This is a genomic window from Pseudomonas bohemica (assembly GCF_002934685.1).
Taxonomy (GTDB): Bacteria; Pseudomonadota; Gammaproteobacteria; order Pseudomonadales; family Pseudomonadaceae; genus Aquipseudomonas; species Aquipseudomonas bohemica.
Genome location: NZ_NKHL01000114.1, coordinates 101,780 through 123,699 on the forward strand (window position 1 = coordinate 101,780; position 21,920 = coordinate 123,699).

The 21,920-nt window shown below is 59.7% G+C and carries 20 protein-coding genes; 4 read left to right on the forward strand and 16 right to left on the reverse strand.

What is annotated here, in order from left to right:
• Positions 1-161 precede the first annotated feature (161 nt).
• Positions 162-458 carry a DUF3509 domain-containing protein gene (locus tag CE491_RS19325; protein WP_110949935.1) on the reverse strand — a complete coding sequence of 99 codons (297 nt, stop codon included), beginning with the start codon at positions 456-458 and terminating at the stop codon, positions 162-164.
• Between the two features lie 197 nt (positions 459-655).
• Positions 656-844 carry a hypothetical protein gene (locus CE491_RS19330; RefSeq protein ID WP_110949936.1) on the reverse strand — a complete coding sequence of 63 codons (189 nt, stop codon included), beginning with the start codon at positions 842-844 and terminating at the stop codon, positions 656-658.
• 100 nt (positions 845-944) lie between these two features.
• On the opposite strand from CE491_RS19330, the gene CE491_RS19335 reads away from it, so the two are divergent.
• Complete coding sequence (locus tag CE491_RS19335) at positions 945-1,604, forward strand: response regulator transcription factor (RefSeq protein WP_110949937.1); 660 nt, start codon at positions 945-947, stop codon at positions 1,602-1,604.
• On the opposite strand, the gene CE491_RS19340 is transcribed toward CE491_RS19335, so the two are convergent.
• From CE491_RS19340 to ffh, 11 genes are all read right to left on the reverse strand, one after another.
• Positions 1,573-2,826 carry an EAL domain-containing response regulator gene (locus CE491_RS19340; protein ID WP_110949938.1) on the reverse strand — a complete coding sequence of 418 codons (1,254 nt, stop codon included), beginning with the start codon at positions 2,824-2,826 and terminating at the stop codon, positions 1,573-1,575. The genes CE491_RS19335 and CE491_RS19340 overlap by 32 nt on opposite strands.
• 85 nt (positions 2,827-2,911) lie before the next feature.
• Positions 2,912-6,520, reverse strand: a complete 3,609-nt coding sequence (locus CE491_RS19345; protein ID WP_234407633.1) for an ATP-binding protein — start codon at positions 6,518-6,520, stop codon at positions 2,912-2,914.
• Positions 6,521-6,656: 136 nt separating this feature from the next.
• Positions 6,657-8,066 (reverse strand): threonine synthase, encoded by a 1,410-nt coding sequence (gene thrC / locus CE491_RS19350; RefSeq protein WP_110949940.1) that lies wholly within the window; start codon positions 8,064-8,066, stop codon positions 6,657-6,659.
• Positions 8,067-8,215: 149 nt separating this feature from the next.
• Positions 8,216-9,520, reverse strand: a complete 1,305-nt coding sequence (locus CE491_RS19355) for a homoserine dehydrogenase (protein ID WP_110949941.1) — start codon at positions 9,518-9,520, stop codon at positions 8,216-8,218.
• A 136-nt stretch (positions 9,521-9,656) separates the two neighbouring features.
• Positions 9,657-10,397, reverse strand: a complete 741-nt coding sequence (gene dsbC, locus CE491_RS19360) for a bifunctional protein-disulfide isomerase/oxidoreductase DsbC (RefSeq protein WP_110949942.1) — start codon at positions 10,395-10,397, stop codon at positions 9,657-9,659.
• Between the two features lie 168 nt (positions 10,398-10,565).
• The gene (gene xerD, locus CE491_RS19365; RefSeq protein ID WP_110949943.1) at positions 10,566-11,462 is read right to left on the reverse strand and encodes a site-specific tyrosine recombinase XerD; all 897 of its coding nucleotides are present in this window, start codon (positions 11,460-11,462) and stop codon (positions 10,566-10,568) included.
• A gap of 297 nt (positions 11,463-11,759) precedes the next feature.
• Entirely contained in the window at positions 11,760-12,110 is a 351-nt protein-coding gene (rplS, locus tag CE491_RS19370; protein ID WP_008018567.1) for a 50S ribosomal protein L19, read from the reverse strand.
• A 43-nt stretch (positions 12,111-12,153) separates the two neighbouring features.
• On the reverse strand, positions 12,154-12,906 hold the full coding sequence (gene trmD / locus CE491_RS19375) for a tRNA (guanosine(37)-N1)-methyltransferase TrmD (protein WP_110949944.1): 753 nt from the start codon (positions 12,904-12,906) through the stop codon (positions 12,154-12,156).
• Between the two features lie 3 nt (positions 12,907-12,909).
• On the reverse strand, positions 12,910-13,446 hold the full coding sequence (rimM, locus tag CE491_RS19380) for a ribosome maturation factor RimM (protein ID WP_110949945.1): 537 nt from the start codon (positions 13,444-13,446) through the stop codon (positions 12,910-12,912).
• 5 nt (positions 13,447-13,451) lie between these two features.
• Positions 13,452-13,703: a 30S ribosomal protein S16 gene (gene rpsP, locus CE491_RS19385; RefSeq protein WP_110949946.1), complete on the reverse strand. Its 252-nt coding sequence runs from the start codon at positions 13,701-13,703 to the stop codon at positions 13,452-13,454.
• A 246-nt stretch (positions 13,704-13,949) separates the two neighbouring features.
• A complete protein-coding gene (gene ffh, locus CE491_RS19390; protein WP_110949947.1) occupies positions 13,950-15,326 on the reverse strand; it encodes a signal recognition particle protein in 1,377 nt (458 codons plus the stop codon).
• Positions 15,327-15,576: 250 nt separating this feature from the next.
• On the opposite strand from ffh, the gene CE491_RS19395 reads away from it, so the two are divergent.
• The 3 genes from CE491_RS19395 to CE491_RS19410 all read left to right on the forward strand — a co-directional run bounded on the left by CE491_RS19395 (position 15,577) and on the right by CE491_RS19410 (position 19,407).
• Positions 15,577-16,389, forward strand: coding sequence for a cytochrome C assembly family protein (locus CE491_RS19395; protein WP_110949948.1), 813 nt, complete (start codon positions 15,577-15,579; stop codon positions 16,387-16,389).
• 12 nt (positions 16,390-16,401) lie between these two features.
• Complete coding sequence (locus CE491_RS19400; protein ID WP_110949949.1) at positions 16,402-17,640, forward strand: CNNM domain-containing protein; 1,239 nt, start codon at positions 16,402-16,404, stop codon at positions 17,638-17,640.
• Between the two features lie 444 nt (positions 17,641-18,084).
• Entirely contained in the window at positions 18,085-19,407 is a 1,323-nt protein-coding gene (locus tag CE491_RS19410; protein WP_110949951.1) for an MFS transporter, read from the forward strand.
• A 79-nt stretch (positions 19,408-19,486) separates the two neighbouring features.
• On the opposite strand, the gene purT is transcribed toward CE491_RS19410, so the two are convergent.
• The 3 genes from purT to CE491_RS19425 form a co-directional block, all read right to left on the reverse strand.
• Positions 19,487-20,668, reverse strand: a complete 1,182-nt coding sequence (gene purT / locus CE491_RS19415) for a formate-dependent phosphoribosylglycinamide formyltransferase (protein ID WP_110949952.1) — start codon at positions 20,666-20,668, stop codon at positions 19,487-19,489.
• A 429-nt stretch (positions 20,669-21,097) separates the two neighbouring features.
• Positions 21,098-21,337, reverse strand: a complete 240-nt coding sequence (locus CE491_RS19420) for a DUF1289 domain-containing protein (protein WP_110949953.1) — start codon at positions 21,335-21,337, stop codon at positions 21,098-21,100.
• Positions 21,337-21,861, reverse strand: coding sequence for a gamma carbonic anhydrase family protein (locus CE491_RS19425; protein WP_110949954.1), 525 nt, complete (start codon positions 21,859-21,861; stop codon positions 21,337-21,339). The genes CE491_RS19420 and CE491_RS19425 overlap by 1 nt, the downstream gene beginning before the upstream one ends.
• Positions 21,862-21,920: the final 59 nt, after the last annotated feature.

Sequence of the window (21,920 nt, forward strand, 5' to 3'; positions counted from 1 at the left end):
AAATGCGAGGCAAAAAGAAACCCCGAGCAGCGGGGAGACTACTCGGGGTCAACCGTGGTCCATCTTGGACCCGTACGACAGGCAGCATAAACACCGGAGCACAATGCCTGCGCCTGCCGTAATGGATACGAGCCTACTTAACCAATAAGGTTCCCCGACACTCACACAAAACCGCGACCAACGGCAAACGCTGCTGCCTGAGCGGCATTGCGCATGGCGGCGATGACACAAGGCTCGATTCGCCCTTCGGCAACCATCAAATCGCGGTGAAGCCCGTCAACCACATCGGTCAGCTGGCGCTTGTCGCATAACTGAGCAGCGGAATAGACACGTTCGATCACGATCGCACCGGCTGCATTTCTCAACGTCACCAGACGCTCACCATTAACACCGGCAGCTCCCAGGCTTGCCTGATAAGGTGCCAGTGCTTCACTTAGCAATAAGCTGATATTTTCCATCCGGATCACCACTCAACAGTTTGAATGCAAAGGTGCTTATCAATGACCGTCGCCCACAGCGGAAAGTTCTTTTTGCAGCCAGTTTTCGCCGTGAACCAGGTATTGCTGCAGCCCGTCCTGGGAGCGTGCCTGCCGAATGTGACAGGCAGCGTTCAGTCTTGCTAAGCATCAGCCTGAGCGTGATGAGCGCTTTCGCGTCAGCCGAAGACTTGGACCATGGCAGATGAAATCTGGTTGCCATCGTCGTTCTGGATATGGCGATAGTCGCGGATGGCTTGGCGCACCGAATAGCGGCAAGGCGTGAGCCGCGCCACAGAAACGCTGGCCGGTACTGCAGAACCGACACGTTCTGCCCGACACGCTCTGTGTTGCTTGAAGGTGTTCATCGGTAACTTTCCGTTTCATGGACAAGGCGTGTGAGTCTGAGCCAGTGCCATCGCGAAACATTTAGAACGCGTCCGAATTTCATCCAGAGGAGGCGCCAGCATGGCAGCCGACGACAAAACGTTGCGCGTGATCCTGGCCGATGACCATCCGATCTTCCTGATCGGCCTGAAGGTGGTGATCGAGCAGCGCCCGCACGCCAGGGTGATTGCCCAGGCCAGTGCGCCGGATGAACTGCTGGAGGCCCTCAGGAATGGGCCGTGTGACCTGCTGATCACTGATTTCATGATGCCCGTTCAGGATCAGAACGATGGTTTGCGCCTGCTCGAGCGTATCCGCCGCGAGCACCCGGCGCTGCCGATCATCGTGGTAACCATGCTCAACAACGCCGGGTTGTTTCGCTCGATGCTCGCGCTGCACGTCGACGGGCTGCTGAGCAAGGCCAGCATGGCGGACGAACTGCCCGCCGCCATCGACCGCATAAGTAGCGGCAAGCCCTTCATCGCCGATTCCGTGCAGCGCATGTTGCTGGAAGCGACCGATCATGGCTCCGGCACGTTGGTCGCGCTGGAAGAACTGTCACCCCGCGAGCTGGAAGTCATCCGTCTGATCGCTGCGGGCAATGCGGTGGGCACCATCGCCGCGCACCTTCATCGCAGCAAGCAGACGGTCAGCGCGCAGAAGGTCAGTGCCATGCGCAAACTAGGGTTGGCGAACGACGCGGCGCTGTTCATCTACCTGCAGGAGCACGGTCTGGCTTGACCGCCCGGAACCCCAACACTCGCTCCGGGTGATGCTCCAGCTCGTCCAGCCAGTTGAGCAAATCGGCTTCGCTCATGGGTCGGGCGATGAAATAGCCCTGAATCGCCGGGCTCCCCAGCATCGACACCGCTTCATAGTCTTCACGCGTCTCGACGCCTTCGATCACCACGTTCAGGGCCATTTTCTGCGCCATGAACAACGCGCCGCCGACCACCGCCGATTTGCGTCTGTCGTCGGCCATGCCACGGACGAATTCCGCCGGTATTTTCAGCTCACTGAATGGCAACTCCAGAAGCCGCTGGATATTCGACGCGCCTGTTCCGAAGTCATCAATGGACAATCGGCAACCGGCCATGCGCAGCCTCAGCAGGTTCTCGAACTGCACCACAGCCATCTGCCGCGCCGATTGCTCGACCACTTCCAGAGTCAACATATGCGGCCGAACCGGGAAACGCTCCAGCAGCAACAGCAAGCGTGGTACGAAATCGGCCTGATCGAGCATCTGGGGGGGAATGTTCACAGCCACCGGCAATGCGCGACCACGGGCCAGCAACAACCGATAGGACAGGCTAAGCGCCAATTCAAGCATGTGCCAGGTAAGGTTCGGCATCAGCCCAGCCTGCTCCAGGCGCGGCAAGAATAGGCCCGGTGCCAGCAAGCCGAGGCTGGGATGCTGCCAGCGGGCCAGTAATTCAACCCCGCTCAGTTCGCCGTCCAGCCCTACTTTGGGCTGGAAGTAAGCGATCCACTCGGCGCCATAGTCGTGAGTGGCATCCAGCGGCGGCAACGCGGGCAGTTCCGAGGTCGTGCTCCGACTCGCACTCCCAGGCATCTCGACCAGCGCCAGCCACTCGCTCAGCAGTTCGCCAATGGCCGTCACCGAGGCCGGCTTCTGCAAAACGCCCAGCACGTTGATCCCTTGCTGCCGGGCCAATTGCGCCGCGCCGTCGAGTACCGACGCTTCGGCGCTGCTGAGAATGATCACCGCCTGTGCCAGGCTGGTCGCAGCGAGGTGCCCAATCAGCGAAAGACCATCATCGCCGTCCATCTGCAGGTCACAAATGGCGATGTCCACCGGACCTTGGCGCTCCAGCGCGCGCAGCGCCGTTTCAACGCTGATCGCCGTCAGGACCTCGAACACCTGATTGGCGTTGAGCATCTGATGCAACGCCATCAACTGGAACGGATCGTCTTCGAGTATCAGAACCTTGAGCGAACGCACGCTGAACCCTCTGCAGTCGAAGCCTGACTCGACTTCGGGATCCGCACTCTAAAGATCAGGCCAACTGCATTCCATAGGACACGTCTTAAAGCGTGGGCACCTCGTCCAGATGGGTTTCCAGCGCCAGGCTCAGCGCCTGCATCGAGGTGTCCAGCGCCTGCCATGCGCTGTTGACCCCATCTGGAGTTGCGCGCACATCGCTGTCCAGTTGCGCACAGGCCTTGGCCAATGGCACGGCATCGATCAGGCAGGCCACGCCCTTGAGCCGGTGGAGGCTGGCGCTCAAGGTTTTCCAGTCCCGCGCAACGATGGCAGGCTCAAGGACTTGCCGCTCCTGACGCAGGTTTTTCCACAGTTCGGCAAGCATTTTCTGGATTTGCGCTTCATTGGCCTGGGTCATGTGATGCAGGGCCTGAACGTCGAACTGTCGTGTGTCAGGCCCCACCGGGGTCACGACCTCTTCGAGCTTTTCAGCCAATTGCGCCAACGACACCGGTTTGATCAGCAAGGCGTCCATTCCCGCCTCTTCACAGCGGGCACGCTCCTCGTGCATGGCGTTGGCGGTATAGCCGATGATCGGACGCGCCACGCATTGCTCTAGCCGCTCGATGGCGCGCAACGTGCGGGTCAGTTCATAACCGTCCATGCCCGGCATGTTGCAGTCGGTGATCAGCGCATCGAAATAACCATTGCGCCAAGCCTCCAGCGCCGCCGCCCCGCTGTCGACGACTGTGACCTGATGCCCGAGCAGTTCCAATTGCCCGGTCAGCACCAGGCGATTGGCCGACAGATCATCGGCCACCAGAATGCGTAGCGCCGTCTCGGCTATCCTCGGTCGATCCGGCAGTGGCTGTGGTGTGACCGAAGTCTCTGCCGCGATCACCGGCAAGTCGAAAGTGACGTGAGTACCCTTGCCCGGCGCGCTGACAAGGGTGATCTGCCCATCCATCAACTCCACCAGTTGCTTACAGATGCTGAGCCCCAAACCGCTACCACCGAACTGCCCTGCGGTCTGCTCATCGGCCTGGGCGAATGGCTGAAACAGACGCGCCTGCTGCTCCGGGTTCATGCCAATGCCGGTGTCGACGACCTCGAAGCGCAGCCCCGGCGGGGTCTGGCCGCCGGGGCGAGTGCTGACATCAATCGTCACCGAGCCCTCGGCGGTGAACTTCAGTGCATTGCTGATCAGGTTGTGCAGGATTTGCCGCAGACGCATCGGATCTATCCAGTAAGCCTCTGCGACCCGCGGTCCAGTCTGCAGCGTGAATTGCAGGCCGCGCTCCTGCGCCTGTACCTCGAATAGCTGATAGACGCCGTCAAGCAGCGGCTGCAAGGTGGTGACCACCGTCGACAGTTGCAACTGTCCCGACTCGATCTTCGCCAGATCGAGGCTCTCACCGATCAGCTCCACCAGTTCCCTTGCCGAACGGTGGGCGACCTCCAGCCCTTCGGACGGCGTTTCGCCACGCATTCGTGTGCGTTCTCGTTCAAGCTCCAGCAAACCGACGATGGCCGCCATCGGCGTACGAATGTCGTGGCTCATGTTGGCCAGAAACGTGCTCTTGGCCCGATTCGCCTGTTCTGCCTGTTGCTGGGCTTGAGTCAGTTCATGCTCCAGCCGTTTGCGCTCAGTGATATCGACCCAGCCGCCAAGCAGCCCTTGCAGTTGACCGTCCGCGCTATAGAACGGCACGGTCCACTGCCAGGCTTCGATAGGACGACCGGAAAGCACCATGCTGCGGTCAGCAAAAACCGGCTCCTGCGTCTGCAGCAGAGAGATGTAATCGGCGTGCATGCGCTCGGCAATGTCCCGAGGAATGAGGTCGACGTCGATCAGACGCCGGCCGTTCATCTGCTCATAACTGATGCCGAAGCTTTCCTCGTAGCTGCGGTTGCACGAGACCAGCCGCCCCTGGAGATCGCGAACGTAGATAGGATTGGGAATGCCATCGAGCAATGCCCGCTTGAACGCCAACTGATCGCTGAGCTGCGCCTCGGCGCGCAGCCGGTGATTGATCTGCAACTTGAGGCGGCTGCTCCAGACAAGCGATACCAGCCCCACCAGGAGCGCCACCGTCATCAGCCAATAGACCCAGTCGGGAATACGTTGCAAGAACGTCGGTTGGGTCATCATGCCGCCCAGCCACTTCATGCGGATAGCCCGCATCTCTGCGACCGGAAACTCATCCAGTGCCTTGTTGAGAATGCTCAAGAGCTCGGGCTCGGTCTTGATCACGGCGAAACGGTCGGGCGACCATTTGCCCTCCACGCTGCGCCCGACCTTCAGTTCGCCTGGCGGATGCAGCCAGGCCCCCGCCTCGTTCTGAATGGTCGCTTCGGCCTGGCCCGTTTCCACCAATCGGCGAGCATCTGCGTAGGTCGGCACGAGCCGTATCTGCACGTTCGGATAGCGGGTGCGAATGAACTCCAGCAGCGCGTGGCGTGCCGGCATCGCGAGCACCTTTCCAGACATATCGGCCAGACTCACCGGTGCCTGATTATCCGCGCGGATCACGTAGACCCAATTGTTGCCGCCGTAGGCATAGCTGAAGTTCAGGAAGGCCCTGCGTTCAGGGGTTTCAGCAAGGGTGGTGTTCATATCGGCTGCCCCTGAAGCCAGGGTGTCCAGCGCCGCTTGTGTTGAAGGAATGACCTGATGCACGAACTTGAGCCCGGTCATGCGCGAAATGCGGTTGAGGATGTCGATATTCAGTCCGCGCCAATGGCCGCTCGCATCCTGGTAAATGTAGGGCGGATGCAGAGTAGAGGCGACCGTGACCTGAGAGTGTCGGCTTACCCACTGCCGCTCGTCCCCACTGAGCCGGATCCGCTGGCCCTCGACATCTGCGCCGAGGCCGACCGTCCAGCGCCCTTGAATTTCCCGGCTGACCGAATCATCCAGATCGCCCAGCGCCCGGTCCAGCAACGCCAGCAACCTCGCGTCATCCTCGCGCGTAGCAAAAGCGAAACCACCCGGGGGCAACAGGCTCTCGAACCTGATCTGCAGACCCAGATAAGGTCGAAGTGCATTGTAGGAGCGCGCGATCACTTCATTGCCGACGAAGGCGTCGACATCACCCTGCGCCAGGGCCTCCATCGCGCTGAACAGCGTCGGTGCCAATATGACTTCGCTGGCTGGATAGGCGCGATGCACGACGTCGGCATCGGCGTAGCCATCGAGCAAGGCGATGCGCTTGCCGGAAAGGGATGTCGAGAGACTCTGATCGTCACCGCGTCCCACCACGACCGAGCGGTCCGAGAGATAGTCGCGGGTGTACGCCAGTCCCGACATCCCCCGTTCGTAGCCACTGGCAGTGCTCAATAAATCGACTTCGCCCGAAAGCAATGCCGCGACCGCCTGCTCGCGCTTGGCAAATCCCGAGACGCGTACGGGGATGCCGAGCTTGGCGCTGATCAGGCTCAGATAATCGGCACTCAGGCCCTGATAGCGATTGCGATCGCTGGTGATGTCGATGGGTTCGTAATCGGAGATCGAAATGCCGACCCGAAGCCGTCTGTGCTCGTCCAGCCACTGACGATCAGCCCTGTCGAGCTGCAACGCCTCCTGGCTCAGAAACGGCGCGCCCAGAACGAACGGCAGATTTTCCGCCCCCTGGCCTGTTCGGTTCCAGACACACGCCAGCAGCACCATTGCGCACAGCATGTATCGAAGGATTCTGGTCTGGACGGGCATTCCTTGCGTGTCCATGTTCATGTTGTCTACCGCCACCTGTTTGTCCGCGAAAATCAGAAATATTGGGCAAGTGTGGCACGCGGGAACAAGAAGGCCCGCCGAAGGGCGGGCCTAAAGTTGTTACACGGCGATACTGTCAGAGGGGCTTGCCGCGATTACCGTGCTGGCTGACGAAGGCCTGCACGGCTTTCAGGTCGTTAGGCAGAACGGTGCAACGCTCGTCGCGCTCGAACAAATCAGACAAATGTGCAGGCAGTTCCAGCGCTTTTCCTACACCGGCCTTTTGCACGGCTTCCGGGAATTTGACCGGATGCGCGGTTCCCAGAATCACCATCGGGGTGTCCAGGCTGCGACGGCAGTCACGGGCCGCTTTCACGCCAATGGCGGTGTGTGGGTCAAGCACTTCACCGGTGCTGGCGAAAACTTCGGCGATGGTTTCGCAGGTCTGCTCGTCGCTCACCGCCAGGGAATCGAACAACTTGCGGGTTTCGGTCCAGCGGTCTTCTTCGACGCTGAAACCGCCGCCCTGCTTGAAGCTTTCCATAAGACCCGCGATTGCTGCGCCATTGCGACCGTGCATGTCAAACAGCAGACGCTCGAAGTTCGACGACACCATGATGTCCATGGACGGCGACAGCGTGGCGTGCAGGGTTTCCTTGACGTACTGGTTGCCGCTCATGAAGCGGTGCAGGATGTCGTTGCGGTTGGTCGCCACGATCAGTTGGCTGATCGGCAGGCCCATGTTGCGCGCCAGGTAACCGGCGAAAATGTCGCCGAAGTTGCCAGTCGGAACCGAGAACGCAACCGAACGCGCAGGACCGCCCAACTGCAATGCTGCATGGAAGTAGTAGACGATCTGGGCCATGATCCGCGCCCAGTTGATCGAGTTCACCGCCACCAGGCGCGTACCTTTCAGGAAGCTCTGGTCGGCGAAGCTGTTCTTGACCATTTCCTGGCAGTCATCGAAGTTGCCTTCGATGGCGATGTTATGGATGTTGTCACCGAAGATCGTGGTCATCTGACGGCGCTGAACATCCGATACACGATTGTTCGGGTGCAGGATGAAGATGTCGACGTTTTCGCAACGACGGCAGCCTTCGATAGCCGCCGAGCCGGTGTCACCGGACGTCGCGCCGACGATCACCACGCGCTCGCCGCGTTTCTCCAGCACGTAGTCCAGCAGGCGACCGAGCAGTTGCAGGGCAAAGTCCTTGAACGCCAGGGTCGGACCGTGGAACAGCTCCAAAACCCATTCGTTGCCGTTCAGCTGACGCAGCGGCGCGACGGCGCTGTGGGCGAACACGCCGTATGTTTCTTCGAGAATTTTCCTGAAGTCAGCGTCCGGAATGCTGCCGGTGACGAACGGGCGCATCACGCGAAACGCCAGCTCGTGATAAGGCAGGCCAGCCCAGGAAGCGATCTCTTCCTGAGTGAAACGTGGCAGGTTCTCGGGAACGTACAGGCCGCCATCGGTGGCGAGGCCGGCGAGCAGCACGTCTTCGAAATTCAGGGCCGGCGCCTGGCCGCGAGTACTGATATAACGCATTTTTCAAACCTTCGGTTCGAGCTGCGAGCTTCGAGCTACAAGCGACAAGTCAAAGCGATCCAGCTTTTGCCTGCCGCCCGCAGCGTGAAGCTCGCCGCGATGTGGTTTTGCTTTACTTGCAGCTTGCCGCTTGAGGCTCACCGCTGCTTTTAGTTCAGGTGTTCGACGCGAATGCGAACCACCGGCCCAGCCACGTCCTGCAAGGTTTCCAGTGCTTCGATGGCGTCGTTCATGCGTTGCTCGACCACGCGGTGGGTCAGCAGGATCATCGGCACCAGGCCGTCCTGCTCTTCGACTTCCTTCTGCATGATCGACTCGATGTTGATCCCGCGCTCGGACAGGATGCTCGCCACCTGGGCCAGCACGCCCGGGTGGTCCTTGGCCTGAATGCGCAGGTAGTAGGCACTCTCGCATTCCTGGATCGGCAGGATCGGGTGAGCCGACAGCGAGTCCGGCTGGAATGCCAGGTGCGGAACGCGGTTTTCCGGGTCGGTGGTCAGGGCGCGAACGACATCGACCAGGTCAGCGACGACCGAAGAAGCGGTCGGCTCCATGCCGGCACCAGCACCGTAGAACAGGGTCGAACCGGCCGCATCGCCGTTGACCATCACCGCGTTCATCACGCCGTTGACGTTGGCGATCAGACGATCCGACGGGATCAGGGTCGGGTGAACACGCAGTTCGATACCGGCCGATGTACTGCGCGCAACGCCCAGGTGCTTGATGCGATAGCCCAGCGCTTCGGCGTAGTTGACGTCGGCGGTGGTCAGTTTGGTAATGCCTTCTGTGTAGGCCTTGTCGAACTGCAGGGGAATACCGAACGCGATCGACGCCAGAATGGTCAGCTTGTGCGCAGCATCGATGCCTTCGACGTCGAAGGTCGGATCGGCTTCGGCATAGCCCAGCGCCTGCGCTTCGGCCAGCACGTCAGGGAAGGTACGGCCCTTTTCGCGCATTTCGGTCAGGATAAAGTTGCCAGTGCCATTGACGATGCCGGCGACCCAGTTGATGCGGTTGGCAGCCAGGCCTTCGCGAATCGCCTTGATCACCGGAATACCGCCGGCGACTGCAGCTTCGAAGGCCACGATGACGCCCTTCTCACGGGCCTTTGCGAAGATTTCGTTGCCGTGGACGGCGATCAGCGCCTTGTTGGCGGTGACCACGTGCTTGCCGTTTTCGATGGCGTTGAGCACCAGTTCGCGGGCGACGGTGTAGCCGCCGATCAGTTCGATAACGATGTCGATTTCAGGGTTGCTGGCCACCTCGAAAACGTCGGTGGTGGTCGGGGTACCGGTAATCTGGCAATTGGGGTTTGGTCTACGCACGGCAATTTGCGCCACTTCGATTCCACGCCCGGCACGGCGGGCAATTTCCTCGGCGTTACGCTTTAGCACATTGAAGGTACCGCCACCGACAGTACCCAGCCCACAGATGCCTACTTTGACCGGTTTCACTATGAACTCCCCATAAAACGGCCGACGCGAGGCCGGCCGTGAAAACAGCCGCAGTGGATGCGGCTCGCTATTGATGAAGCACCGACAGCGGCGGCGCTTCAACGCCCGTCGCAGACATGGCCGCGACGAGCAGAAATTACTTGGCGCTGAGTGCCAGTTTGGCAACTTGCGGCGCCGGCTGGTAGCCCGGAATCACCTGACCGTCCGCCAGAACGATGGCTGGCGTGCCGTTGACCCCGATCGCCTGGCCGATTTCGAACTGCTTGGTGACCGGGTTATCGCATTTTGGCGCCTTGATGTTCTTGCCATCGACCATGCGATCCATCGCGTCGCGACGATCCTTGGAACACCACACCGCCTGCAGCTGTTCGTCACCTGGCGAGCCCAGGCCCTGACGCGGGAAGGCCACATAACGCACTTCGATGCCGCGTTTGTTCAGCTCAGGCACTTCGCCGTGCAGCTTGTGGCAATACGGGCAGGTGGTATCGGTGAAGACTGTAATGTGCGATTTGGTTTCGCCAACCGCCGGATAGACCACCATTTCTGCCGTCGGGATGCCGTTGATGGTTTTCGAGATCGCCTGACGCTCGACCTTTTCGGTCAGGTTGACTGGCTTGCCGCCTTGAATCTGATAGAGGTTGCCCTGCATGACGAACTGGCCGTCCGCGCTGGCGTACAGCACGCGACCGCCCTTCAGATTGACTTCGTACAGACCATTGAGCGGGCTGCTGGAAATGCTCTCGACCGGAATTTCCAGGTTCAGCGACTCCAGGGTCTTGCGGATGGCCTTGTCGGACGCCTCGTCGGCGTGGGCGAACAGAGTGAAAGTGCTGGCCAGCGCTACCAGGGCAGCACCGATAAAACGAGTCACGCGCATGAAAACTCCTCGAGCGGTGGGCAGACGAGCGTGAATGAAACCGTCGGACACGAGCGTGCCGGGAGGTTTTCGACGCTCCAATCTGCGAAACCGGCAAAGCCTATCACATAAGGCTCGCGAGGCCGACGCCGACTGATGTAAGACTCGTCGTAAATTCCTGCCGCCGGATTACCCGCGCGGATGATGTTTCGCGTGCAGATCCTGTAGTCGGGCTCGGGCGATGTGGGTATAGATCTGCGTGGTGGACAAATCGCTGTGCCCCAGCAGCATCTGTACGACCCGAAGATCGGCGCCGTGGTTGAGCAGGTGAGTGGCAAAGGCGTGGCGCAAGGTGTGTGGCGACAGCGACTTGCCGATCCCGGCGACCTTGGCCTGAAGCTTGATGCGGTGCCAGAAGGTCTGGCGGGTCATCTGTTCGCCGCGCAGACTTGGGAAAAGCACATCGCTGGGGCGACCGTTGAGCAGCTCCTGACGCGCATCACGCATGTAGCGTTCGACCCAGACGATGGCCTCCTCGCCCATGGGAACCAACCGTTCCTTGCTGCCCTTGCCCATCACCCGCAACACACCCTGACGCAGGTTGACCTGCTCGAGGGTCAGACTGACCAGCTCTGTCACCCGCAGGCCGCAGGCATACAGCACCTCGAGCATGGCTCTGTCGCGCTGGCCGATGGCATCGCTTAGATCCGGCGCAGCCAGTAGCGCGTCGACGTCGGCCTCTGATAGGGATTTGGGCAGCGGCTTGCCCAGTTGTGGCATGTCGACCTGCAAGGTGGGATCGACCGTGATCAGCTTTTCGCGCAGCAAGTAGCGATAAAAGCCACGTACTCCGGAAAGGAATCGGGCAGAAGAACGCGCCTTGTAGCCGTTGTCTACCCGCCAGGCAAGATGATCGAAAATCACCCCGCGCTCGACGCTCATCAGCTCGATCCCCCGCTCCTGCAACCAGCCGTTGAACAACGCCAAGTCGCTGCGATACGAATCCCGGGTATTGTCCGACAGCCCCTTCTCCAGCCACAGGGCATCGAGGAAACGGTCAATCATGGGGTGGTCTAAAGCAGGCATGGAATCAGGCTTGAGCGGGGGAAAACGAGAGGCAGTCTTTCACATCCTTCGCAGCGATACAAAATCATCAGGAAGATGCCTGATCTGTGGGAGCGAGCTTGCTCAGGAAGACTGACTTCCTGGCACCCAGTTGTGGTGGGTGTTATGTCGTTCGTGAGCAAGCTCACTGCCACGGTGGAATGCGTGATCGGCGCGTGAGTAGCGGATAAATCTATAGTCGCGACAGCTCCGGAAACTTTTCTGCAGACAACAAAAAAGCAGCCCGCAGGCTGCTTTTTCTTGCATCGGAGACTGGGATTAAACCAGTTTTTCCTTGATGCGAGCTGCTTTACCAGACAGGTCACGCAGGTAGTACAGTTTGGCTTTGCGAACGTCACCGCGACGCTTCACAGCCATGCTGTCGATTTGCGGGCTGTAGGTCTGGAAAGTACGCTCAACGCCAACACCGTTGGAAATTTTACGAACAGTGAAAGCACTGTTCACACCACGGTTACGCTTGGCGATTACAACGCCTTCGAACGCCTGCAGACGCGAACGGTCGCCTTCCTTCACTTTCACCTGAACGACAATGGTGTCGCCCGGGGCAAAGGGAGGGATCTCTTTGGTCATCTGCTCTGCTTCGAGTGCAAGAATGATTTTGTTGGTCATGCTGTGCTCCTAAGGTAAATCAGTCGGATTTACCATCGATACGTTAACTATCGTCCCGCTCGCGGAGATATTCCGCCAGCAGCTTCTTCTCTTCTCCAGAAAGCGAGCGGCTTTCCAGAAGATCGGCGCGTCGTTCATAGGTCCGCCCAAGGGACTGCTGTAAACGCCAACGCCGGATGTGTGCGTGATTGCCACTTAGCAACACGTCGGGAACACGCTGATCCGCATACACCTCCGGTCGGGTGTAATGCGGGCAATCCAGCAGACCGTCCGTGAAGGAATCTTCCTCCGCGGAATCCACATGCCCTAAAGCTCCAGGCAGCAGTCGCGTAACCGCATCTATCAGGACCATGGCCGGCAATTCCCCGCCCGACAACACATAGTCACCAATCGACCACTCTTCATCGACATGAGTATCAATAAAACGCTCGTCGATGCCTTCATAACGACCGGCAATCAGGATAAGTGCTTCTTCCTGCGCCAGTTCGCGTACCGCAGACTGATCCAGCTTGCGGCCTTGTGGCGACAGGTAAATCACCTTCGCCGCATCCCCTGCCGCCTGCCTGGCCTGAACCAGAGCATCTTCCAGAGGCTTGATCTTCATCACCATGCCAGGGCCACCGCCAAACGGGCGATCGTCCACAGTGTGATGCCGATCCGTGGTGTAGTCCCGCGGATTCCAACAAGTGAGCTGCAACAACCCTTGTTTCACCGCACGGCTGGTGATGCCGTATTCGCTGATGGCGGAAAACATCTCGGGAAACAGACTGATGACCTCTATGCGCAGGCTAGCCATTGCTTAGAAATCCGCGTCCCAATCCACCTTCATCTCGCCTGCAACCAGATCGACGGCCAACACACATTGCTCCGTATAGGGCAACAAGCGTTCGCGATCATCCAGACTGCCTGCGCAGGGTTTGACCACCATTACATCGTTCGAGCCGGTTTCCAGAAGATGATCGATTTTCCCGAGCAACTGCCCAAGGTGATCGATGACCTTCAAACCCACGAGCTGGTACCAGTAGTATTCGCCGTCGGTCAGATCAGGAAGCATGTTGCGCGGCACGCAGATCTCATAACCAGCCAGAAGACGAGCTTCTTCGCGATCATCGAGACCCTTGAGCTTCGCGACCAGGAACTTGTCGTTCCCGCGCCCGCTGACCAGCTCAACCTGCTTCACATTGCCTTCGCGCTTGAGCGTCCAGGTTTTGTACTGCAACAGGTTTTCAGTCGGATCAGTAAAGGAATACACCTTCACTTCGCCGCGAACGCCATGAACAGAATAAATTTTGCCGATAACGATCAAGTCATCAGCAACAACTGGCGTCGCGTTCATATTGCTCAGGCCGCAGCCTTGGCAGATTCCTTCAACAACTGAGCAACGCGCTCAGAAGGTTGTGCACCAACGCTCAGCCAGTAGGCTACGCGCTCTTGGTTCACGGACAGACGGATTTCCTGACCACGGGCAACCGGGTTGAAGAAACCGATTTGTTCCTTGTGCGAACCGTCGCGTGGGTTACGGCTGTCGGTCACAGTCAGGTGGTAGAACGGGCGCTTTTTGGAGCCGCCAAGGGCAAGACGGATTGTTAGCATTGAACAAAGTTCCTGTAGTCGGTGCTGCAAATCTAAGATGCACAGCGGGCATGGGTGCCCGAAAGGCCGCATATTCTAAGGAATATCCGGAGTTTTGCAAATGACTTTTTCCGGCAGGAGCCGCAAGGCCATCAAGATTTGCCGAGGAGCCGTCAACATCGACGACTATTAAGCGCCTGCCAAAGCAGGCCAGTGGGAGGGTTTTCCCAAAGAAGGACGCGCGGAACGGGTCCCGCGCGCTGCAAATCACATCTTGGGCATGCCACCGCCGGGCAGCATTCCACCCATTCCGCGCATCATTTTGGCCATGCCGCCTTTGGTCGAGAACTTCTTCATCATCTTCTGCATCTGCTTGTGCTGCTTGATCAGACGCCCGATGTCCTGCACCTGGGTGCCGGAACCCATGGCGATACGGCGTTTGCGCGAACCGCTGATCAGCTCAGGGTCACGACGCTCGGCCGGGGTCATGGAGTTGATGATGGCTTCCATTTGCTTGAACTGCTTTTCAGCGGCGCTTTGTGCGTTACCCATCTGCGACAGGTTGACGCCACCAATGCTCGGCAGTTTGTCCATGAGGCCGCCAAGACCGCCCATGCTCTTCATCTGTTGCAGCTGATCGCGGAAGTCTTCGAGGTCGAAGCCCTTGCCTTTCTTCAGCTTCTTGGCCAGTTTGTCGGCCTTTTCCTTGTCGAGGGTCTGCTCGGCCTGTTCGATCAGGCTAAGCACGTCACCCATGCCGAGGATGCGCGAAGCGATACGGTCAGGGTGGAACGGCTCCAGCGCCTCGCTCTTCTCGCCCATACCGATGAACTTGATCGGCTTGCCGGTGATGGCACGGACCGACAATGCAGCACCGCCTCGGGCGTCGCCGTCGACCTTGGTCAGAATCACGCCGGTCAGTGGCAGCGCGTCGCCAAAGGCCTTGGCGGTGTTGGCGGCATCCTGACCGGTCATGGCGTCAACCACGAACAGGGTTTCAGCCGGCTTGACTGCCGCGTGCAGCGCCTGGATCTCGCCCATCATTTCGGCGTCGATATGCAGACGGCCGGCGGTGTCGAGGATCACGACGTCAATGAACTTGAGCTTGGCTTCTCTGATAGCTGCTTCTGCGATAGCCACTGGCTTCTGGCTGATATCGGACGGGAAGAACGTCACGCCGATGTCGTTGGCCAGGGTTTCCAGCTGCTTGATCGCTGCAGGACGGTAAACGTCCGCAGACACCACCATCACGCTTTTCTTTTTGCGCTCCTTGAGGAATTTCGCCAGCTTGCCCGCGGTGGTGGTCTTACCCGCACCCTGCAGACCCGCCATCAGGATGACCGCCGGCGGCGCGACGTTGAGGGTCAGCTCTTCGTTGGCCGCCCCCATCATCTCTTCTAGCTCGGCCTGGACGATCTTCACGAACGCCTGGCCCGGCGTCAGGCTGCGCGACACCTCGGTGCCAACGGCGCGCTCCTTGATGCGATTGACGAACTCCTTGACCACCGGCAAGGCGACGTCGGCTTCGAGCAGCGCCATACGCACTTCACGCAGAGTGTCCTTGATGTTGTCCTCGGTCAGCTTGGCTTTGCCGGTGACCTGGCGCAGCGTCTGCGAGAGACGATCTGTCAGATTTTCAAACATGCGTGATCCTTTGAGTTCGTGCGAACCCCGGTTGGTGCGGCGCTGTGCTGTATAAGGCCCCTATACGACGCGCAAAAAGCGCTACATATATAGAAGAGAACAGCGCTCGGCGAGCCTGTGGCTTGAGCAGGTCGCGGATTATAGCGAAGACTCCGCCGCACGGACACCATGACGTCTGCTTCTGTGGTCTTTCGTGCAATGTCGGTTCTATGCCAAACTCAGCGGCTTTCGGGCACGCCCAACAGGATCTATGTTCCCATTGTCACCGAGTTTGCTATTCAGCCTCGCCGCCGCCCTGCTTTACGCCGCTGCGACTCTCTATCAAGGCACTCGCCTGCGTCAGGGCAAGAAGGCCGATAAATGGCTGCTGTGCCTTATCGGCACTCTTGCTGTCACCTGCCAGGCCAGTGCGCTTTTCGGCCAACTGGTACGCCCGATCGGCCTGGGACTGGACTTCTTCAGTGCCGCCAGCCTGATCGCCGTCGCAGTGATCATCGTGACCATGCTGGCGTGTATTCGCATCCCGGTGGAAATCCTGCTGATCCTGCTGTTCCCGCTAGGGCTGTTGACGACCTTGATGGCGCAGTTCGCACCCAGCGGTACACTCCAGCCCATCCTCGGCGAACAGGGCCTGATCGGCCACATTCTGCTGTCGATCCTGGCATACGGCATGTTCACCATCGCAGTTTTTCAGGCCCTGTTGTTGCTATTGCAGAACCGACAGTTGAAGAACAAGCACCCCTCAGGACTGATCAAGAATTTCCCGCCGCTGCAAACCATGGAAAGCCTGCTGTTCGGTTTCCTGTGGGCCGGCTGGACGCTTTTGTCGATGTCGCTGATTTCCGGCTGGCTGTTCGTCGAAAACCTGTTCGCGCAGCATCTGGTGCACAAGACACTGCTGTCGATCCTCGCCTGGATCGTGTTCAGCGTCCTGTTATGGGGCCGCACCCGCCTGGGCTGGCGTGGACACAAGGCGATCCGCTGGACCCTGGGCGGCTTCCTGCTGTTGATGCTTGCCTACTTCGGCAGCAAGCTCGTACGCGAATACATCCTGCACATCTGACGGGCACTGATCATGGATAACCTGCCCACCGGCACGATGCTTGCGCTGCTCGCCCTGCTCACGCTGGGGTCCGCGCTGTTCACTGCGGTGGAAGCGGCCCATCACAACCTGCGCGCGGTGCACGTCAACCCGCGCTCTACCGAGCCGCCCAAGCCAGTGCTGGCGTTCAACCTCAACAGCCTGATTTTGGGCAATACGCTGCTCAAGGTCCTGATCACGGTTCTGGCAACGCTGCTGGCAATCGGTCAGTGGTACTACCATGGCCCGCTGATCGCCTGGATCGCCGTGGCCAGCGTATTGGTGACCGTCACTGAATTCATTCCGCGCAAACTCGCGTCCCGTCGGCCTGAAGCCATTGTGCTGCTGGGCAACAACGTGTTGCGCATCCCAATGCGTCTGCTACGGCCTTTGACCTGGGTCTATAAGAACGTCGCCAAGCTGCTGTTGCGCCCGTTCCTGTCCAAGCGTCGGCCGGATACCGCTGCCGATGACGATGATATGGGTCCGACGATCTATCAGGACAACGAAAGCCATTTCGGCCGCTCCCGAGTCATTTCCGGGATTCATGCACTGGACAGCATGACCGTCAACGACATCCTTGTGCCACGCAGTGAAGTGGACGGCATCAATCTGGACGATACCATCGAGGAAATCGTCGACAAGCTCATCATCTCGCGCCATACCCGCCTACCGGTGTATCACAACGACATCAACCAGGTTGAAGGGGTGCTCAACACGCGGATGATCAGTCACCTGTTGCCACGGGGACAACTGACCAAGCAAGCGCTGAAAGCGGCCTGCTATGAGCCATACTTCGTCCCGGAAAGCACCCCGCTGCAGCTGCAATTGTTGAACTTCCACAAGCAACAGCGACGACTGGGTGTGGTGGTCGATGAATATGGCGAGGTGCAGGGTATTGTCAGCCTGGAAGACATTCTCGAAGAGATCGTCGGCGAATTCGAAAGCGAGCAATCCCTGGACAACCCGCATATTCACCCGCAGCCGGACGGACGGCTGGTGGTCGAAGGCGCGGCCTCCATCCGCGACCTCAACAAGAGCCTGGGCTGGCACCTGCCTGCCGACGGCCCCAAGACCCTCAACGGTTTGATTACCGAGGCCCTGGAAACCATTCCCGACAGCTCGGTGTGCTTGAAGATCGGGCCGTATCGCCTGGAAACCCTGGAAACCGAAGACAATCGAGTGACCCGCGTGCTCATGTGGCAGAACACGCGGACCAAGGACGTCATTTAAAGAAGCATCGCGCGGTTTGAAACACTTGTTTCTGCGCTGACGCTCTTCCTATAATCGAGTCGCTTACCCAGCCCCGCCGCCCCCGCGTGCTATCCGCACAATGCGTGAGTCGGCCAGTCACTCAGCCTGACGTCTTCACGCGGTCCCCCTGGCATCCAGAGTGTGTAAAAACGGCGCGAGCGAAGGCAAGACAAGGCAAAAACAGGCGAAAAAGCAGTTAGCTCGCTAAAAGAGCATTTTTCGCCTGTTTTTAACGCAGAATTGCCAAGCGCAGCAGTTGTTACACAATCCGATCCGCTCTCATCCCGAGCATTGCCAGTCGCCTCGCCCGCATCCGGGCTAGTCTGTTCAGCGCTGTACCCAAAATAATTAACGATTGCCCCAGCACGCGCAGCACGTTTGCGTCTGCCGCTGACAGGCAAGATGACTGCCAGGGATACCCGCATGAGCACTACATCCACTTTCCCCTCGAGCGAAGAGCGCGAGGCACGTCCCGCCAACTCCGCAACCCGTGTCGCCACTGCGAGCTTTATCGGCACCGCCATCGAGTTTTACGACTTCTACGTCTACGCCACAGCCGCTGCGCTGGTGATCGGGCCGGTCTTCTTCCCCCAGACCTCCAGTACCGCACAAATGCTGTCGGCGTTTCTGACGTTCGGCATCGCCTTTCTTGCTCGACCGTTGGGTTCGGCGCTGTTCGGTCACTTCGGTGATCGTATTGGGCGCAAGTCAACGCTGGTCGCCTCGCTGCTGCTGATGGGCATCTGCACCACGCTGATCGGCGTGCTGCCGGGCTATGAAGCCATCGGCTCGTGGGCACCTATCCTGCTGTGCGTGCTGCGTTTCGGGCAAGGTCTTGGGCTGGGTGGTGAATGGGGCGGCGCGGCGCTGCTGGCTACCGAGAACGCGCCGAAGGGCAAACGCGCCTGGTTCGGTATGTTTCCGCAGCTTGGCCCATCGATCGGTTTCCTCGTGGCGAACGGCCTGTTTCTGACGCTGGCCATGACCTTGAGCGACGAGCAATTTCGTTCATGGGGTTGGCGCATTCCGTTCCTGCTCAGCGCTGTGCTGGTGGTGATCGGCCTCTACGTGCGGCTGAAGCTTGAGGAAACACCGATTTTCGCCAAGGCTATCGCCCGTCATGAACGTCTGAAAATGCCGATCGCCGAGCTGTTCGCGCAGTATTGGGCGCCGATGCTGCTGGGGGCGGCGTCGATGGTGGTGTGCTATGCGCTGTTCTACATATCGACCGTGTTTTCCCTGAGTTACGGAGTCAAAACCCTGGGCTACAGCCGCGAATCCTTCCTCGCCATGCTGTGCTTCGCGGTGCTGTTCATGGCGCTGGCGACTCCACTGTCGGCCTGGGCGAGCGATCGTTTCGGGCGCAAGCCGGTGCTGATCATCGGTGGCGTGCTGGCGATCCTGTCGGGCTTTCTGATGCAGCCGCTGCTGACCCACGGCACGACCTGGGCGGTGACGCTGTTTCTGTCTATCGAGCTGTTTCTCATGGGCGTGACGTTCGCGCCGATGGGCGCGATGTTGCCGGAGCTGTTTCCTACGCGCGTGCGGTATACCGGCGCGTCGGCGGCCTACAACATCGGCGGCATTGTCGGAGCTTCGGTGGCGCCATTCTTCGCCCAGCAACTGGTGGAAATGGGCGGCTTGAGCTGGGTCGGCGGGTATGTGTCAGCGGCCGCGTTGCTGAGCCTGATCGCGGTGCTGTGCTTGAAAGAAACGCGCAATGCGGATCTGGATACGATCGAGTAATGCGCGCTCCTACAGCGAGCGCGGAACACAATCAAAAACGGCGCCCCTGAGGGCGCCGTTTTTGTATCACGTGAAGGTGTTACAACTGTACCTTCACCGCCATCGAGGCGCGGGTGGCCTTGCGGCGCGCGGCTTCAATGGACTCGTCACGCGCCAGGGCCACGCCCATGCGACGCTGGCCGTTGACTTCCGGTTTGCCGAACAGACGCAGCGCGGTATCGGGCTCGCTCAGGGCCTGCTCCAGATTGGCGAACGCCGTCTGGGTCGACCGGCCTTCCACCAGAATCACCGCCGAGGCCGAAGGGCCGAACTGGCGGATCAATGGAATCGGCAGGCCCAGAATGGCGCGGGCGTGCAGCGCGAACTGCGACAGGTCCTGCGAGATCAGGGTCACCAGACCCGTATCATGCGGACGCGGCGACACTTCGCTGAACCACACCTGATCGCCTTTGATGAACAGCTCGACGCCAAACAGACCACGGCCGCCCAGCGCTTCGGTGACAGCCTTGGCCACACGCTCGGATTCGGCCAGCGCAACCGGGCTCATCGCCTGAGGCTGCCAGGATTCCTGATAGTCGCCCTTCTCCTGACGATGGCCGACCGGCGCACAGAAGGTGGTGCCGCCGACGTGACGCACGGTCAGCAGGGTGATTTCGTAGTCGAAATCAATGAAGCCTTCGATGATCACACGGCCTTTACCGGCACGCCCGCCTTCCTGCGCGTAATCCCACGCTTTCTGGATATCGCCTTCGGTCTTGAGCAGGCTCTGGCCCTTGCCCGACGAACTCATGACCGGCTTGACCACGCACGGGAAGCCCAGGTCTTCAACGGCCTTCCTGTAATCCTCGAAGGTGTCGGCGAAGTGGTAGGGAGAGGTCGGCAGGTCCAGTTCTTCAGCGGCCAGACGGCGAATGCCTTCGCGGTTCATGGTCAGCTGCGCGGCCCGCGCGGTCGGGATCACGGTAAAACCCTCGAACTCCAGCTCAACCAGTGTCGCAGTGGCGATGGCTTCGATTTCCGGGACGATGTAATGCGGCTTCTCGGCCTCGATAACGGCACGCAGTGCGGCGCCGTCGAGCATGTTGATCACATGGCTGCGGTGCGCGACCTGCATGGCCGGAGCGTTGGCGTAACGGTCGACGGCAATCACTTCAACGCCCAGGCGTTGCAGTTCGATCACCACCTCCTTGCCAAGCTCGCCGCAACCGCAGAGCAAAACGCGGGTCGCGGTCGGCGACAGTGGAGTTCCGATTTGAGTCATCTCAGGTCCTCGTGGAGCAGATATCGAGGGCAGCCCGTCATGTGCGAGCAACCGCAGGGGAGAAAGGCGCGCAATTTACCACGAAGGTCGGGAAATGGGGTGTAGCGGCGGACGGGCGATCCGATGATCGCCGCCGCACATCCTCCCAACACCGCAATACCTGCGCGGGGTGCGTGAAAACCTCAGCAGCTCAGTGACTGATTAAAAAATGACTGTAAATTGCGCCGCTACGTATATTCAAGGTCCGCACACCGGCCGATCTTTTTTTAGAATTTACGCAGGAACGGGCAATTCAATCTTTCGTCGAGGTTTTTACACAGCCTGCGTGGGAGACGTCGGAGGTTACGACGGCAGCGAATGCGGTGGGGCATCCAACATCGACGTACCTGTCCCTACGCCATTGCGGGGGCGCTCCTACAGGGAATGGCGCTAATCCCCACCCACCGAAAACATCAACCCGCCGACCCGCGCGCGTTCGCCGCAGAGCGCCAACACGGCGCGCCGCTCTTCGTTGCTCATGCGCACCCACCTGGTGATCTCCGCGACGGTGCGCTGGCAGCCAACGCAGATGTCGGCTTCATCCAGCGCGCAGATGCTCACGCAAGGCGAGCGCACGGGTTTTTCGTGGGTGGCGTGAGGCAGGATTTCATCTGTGTGGTCGGTGGGCATCAATCTTCCTGAGGCGCCAGATCCCGTGCGTAACGCTGCGCATTGTGAACGTAGTGAGCAGCGCTGGCTTCGAGCATTTTTTTCTGCGCGTCGGTCAGCTCACGCACGATCTTGCCCGGTGAGCCCATAACCAATGATCCATCGGGAATTACCTTGCCTTCAGCGATCAATGCATTGGCGCCGATGATGCAGTATTTGCCGATCTTTGCGCCGTTGAGGATCACCGAGTTGATGCCGATCAGCGTGTTGTCGCCTACGGTGCAGCCATGCAGCATGACGTTATGGCCGATGGTCACATTCTTGCCGATGGTCAGCGGCGAGCCCATGTCGGTGTGCATAACCGTGCCATCCTGCACGTTGCTGTTCTCGCCGATGTCGATCAGTTCGTTGTCGCCGCGCAGCACCGCGCCGAACCAGACGCTGGCATTGGCTTGCAAACGGACATTGCCGATCAATGTAGCGGTGGGGGCGATCCAGCTTTGCGGATGGGCTTCGACGCGGGCATTGCCCAGGCGGTATTTCATATTGTTTTCCTCATGGTCGGCTCTGCGGCCGCGGGTCGAGCGCGGGGCTCACTGATGTA

Coding starts and splice junctions, on each gene's coding strand:
- CE491_RS19325 (WP_110949935.1), bottom strand. CDS start 458: ATGGAAAATATCAGCTTATTGCTAAGTGAAGCACTGGCACCTTATCAG.
- CE491_RS19330 (WP_110949936.1), bottom strand. CDS start 844: ATGAACACCTTCAAGCAACACAGAGCGTGTCGGGCAGAACGTGTCGGT.
- CE491_RS19335 (WP_110949937.1), top strand. CDS start 945: ATGGCAGCCGACGACAAAACGTTGCGCGTGATCCTGGCCGATGACCAT.
- CE491_RS19345 (WP_234407633.1), bottom strand. CDS start 6,520: ATGCCCGTCCAGACCAGAATCCTTCGATACATGCTGTGCGCAATGGTG.
- thrC (WP_110949940.1), bottom strand. CDS start 8,066: ATGCGTTATATCAGTACTCGCGGCCAGGCGCCGGCCCTGAATTTCGAA.
- dsbC (WP_110949942.1), bottom strand. CDS start 10,397: ATGCGCGTGACTCGTTTTATCGGTGCTGCCCTGGTAGCGCTGGCCAGC.
- xerD (WP_110949943.1), bottom strand. CDS start 11,462: ATGCCTGCTTTAGACCACCCCATGATTGACCGTTTCCTCGATGCCCTG.
- rplS (WP_008018567.1), bottom strand. CDS start 12,110: ATGACCAACAAAATCATTCTTGCACTCGAAGCAGAGCAGATGACCAAA.
- trmD (WP_110949944.1), bottom strand. CDS start 12,906: ATGGCTAGCCTGCGCATAGAGGTCATCAGTCTGTTTCCCGAGATGTTT.
- rimM (WP_110949945.1), bottom strand. CDS start 13,446: ATGAACGCGACGCCAGTTGTTGCTGATGACTTGATCGTTATCGGCAAA.
- rpsP (WP_110949946.1), bottom strand. CDS start 13,703: ATGCTAACAATCCGTCTTGCCCTTGGCGGCTCCAAAAAGCGCCCGTTC.
- ffh (WP_110949947.1), bottom strand. CDS start 15,326: ATGTTTGAAAATCTGACAGATCGTCTCTCGCAGACGCTGCGCCAGGTC.
- CE491_RS19395 (WP_110949948.1), top strand. CDS start 15,577: ATGTTCCCATTGTCACCGAGTTTGCTATTCAGCCTCGCCGCCGCCCTG.
- CE491_RS19400 (WP_110949949.1), top strand. CDS start 16,402: ATGGATAACCTGCCCACCGGCACGATGCTTGCGCTGCTCGCCCTGCTC.
- CE491_RS19410 (WP_110949951.1), top strand. CDS start 18,085: ATGAGCACTACATCCACTTTCCCCTCGAGCGAAGAGCGCGAGGCACGT.
- purT (WP_110949952.1), bottom strand. CDS start 20,668: ATGACTCAAATCGGAACTCCACTGTCGCCGACCGCGACCCGCGTTTTG.
- CE491_RS19420 (WP_110949953.1), bottom strand. CDS start 21,337: ATGCCCACCGACCACACAGATGAAATCCTGCCTCACGCCACCCACGAA.
- CE491_RS19425 (WP_110949954.1), bottom strand. CDS start 21,861: ATGAAATACCGCCTGGGCAATGCCCGCGTCGAAGCCCATCCGCAAAGC.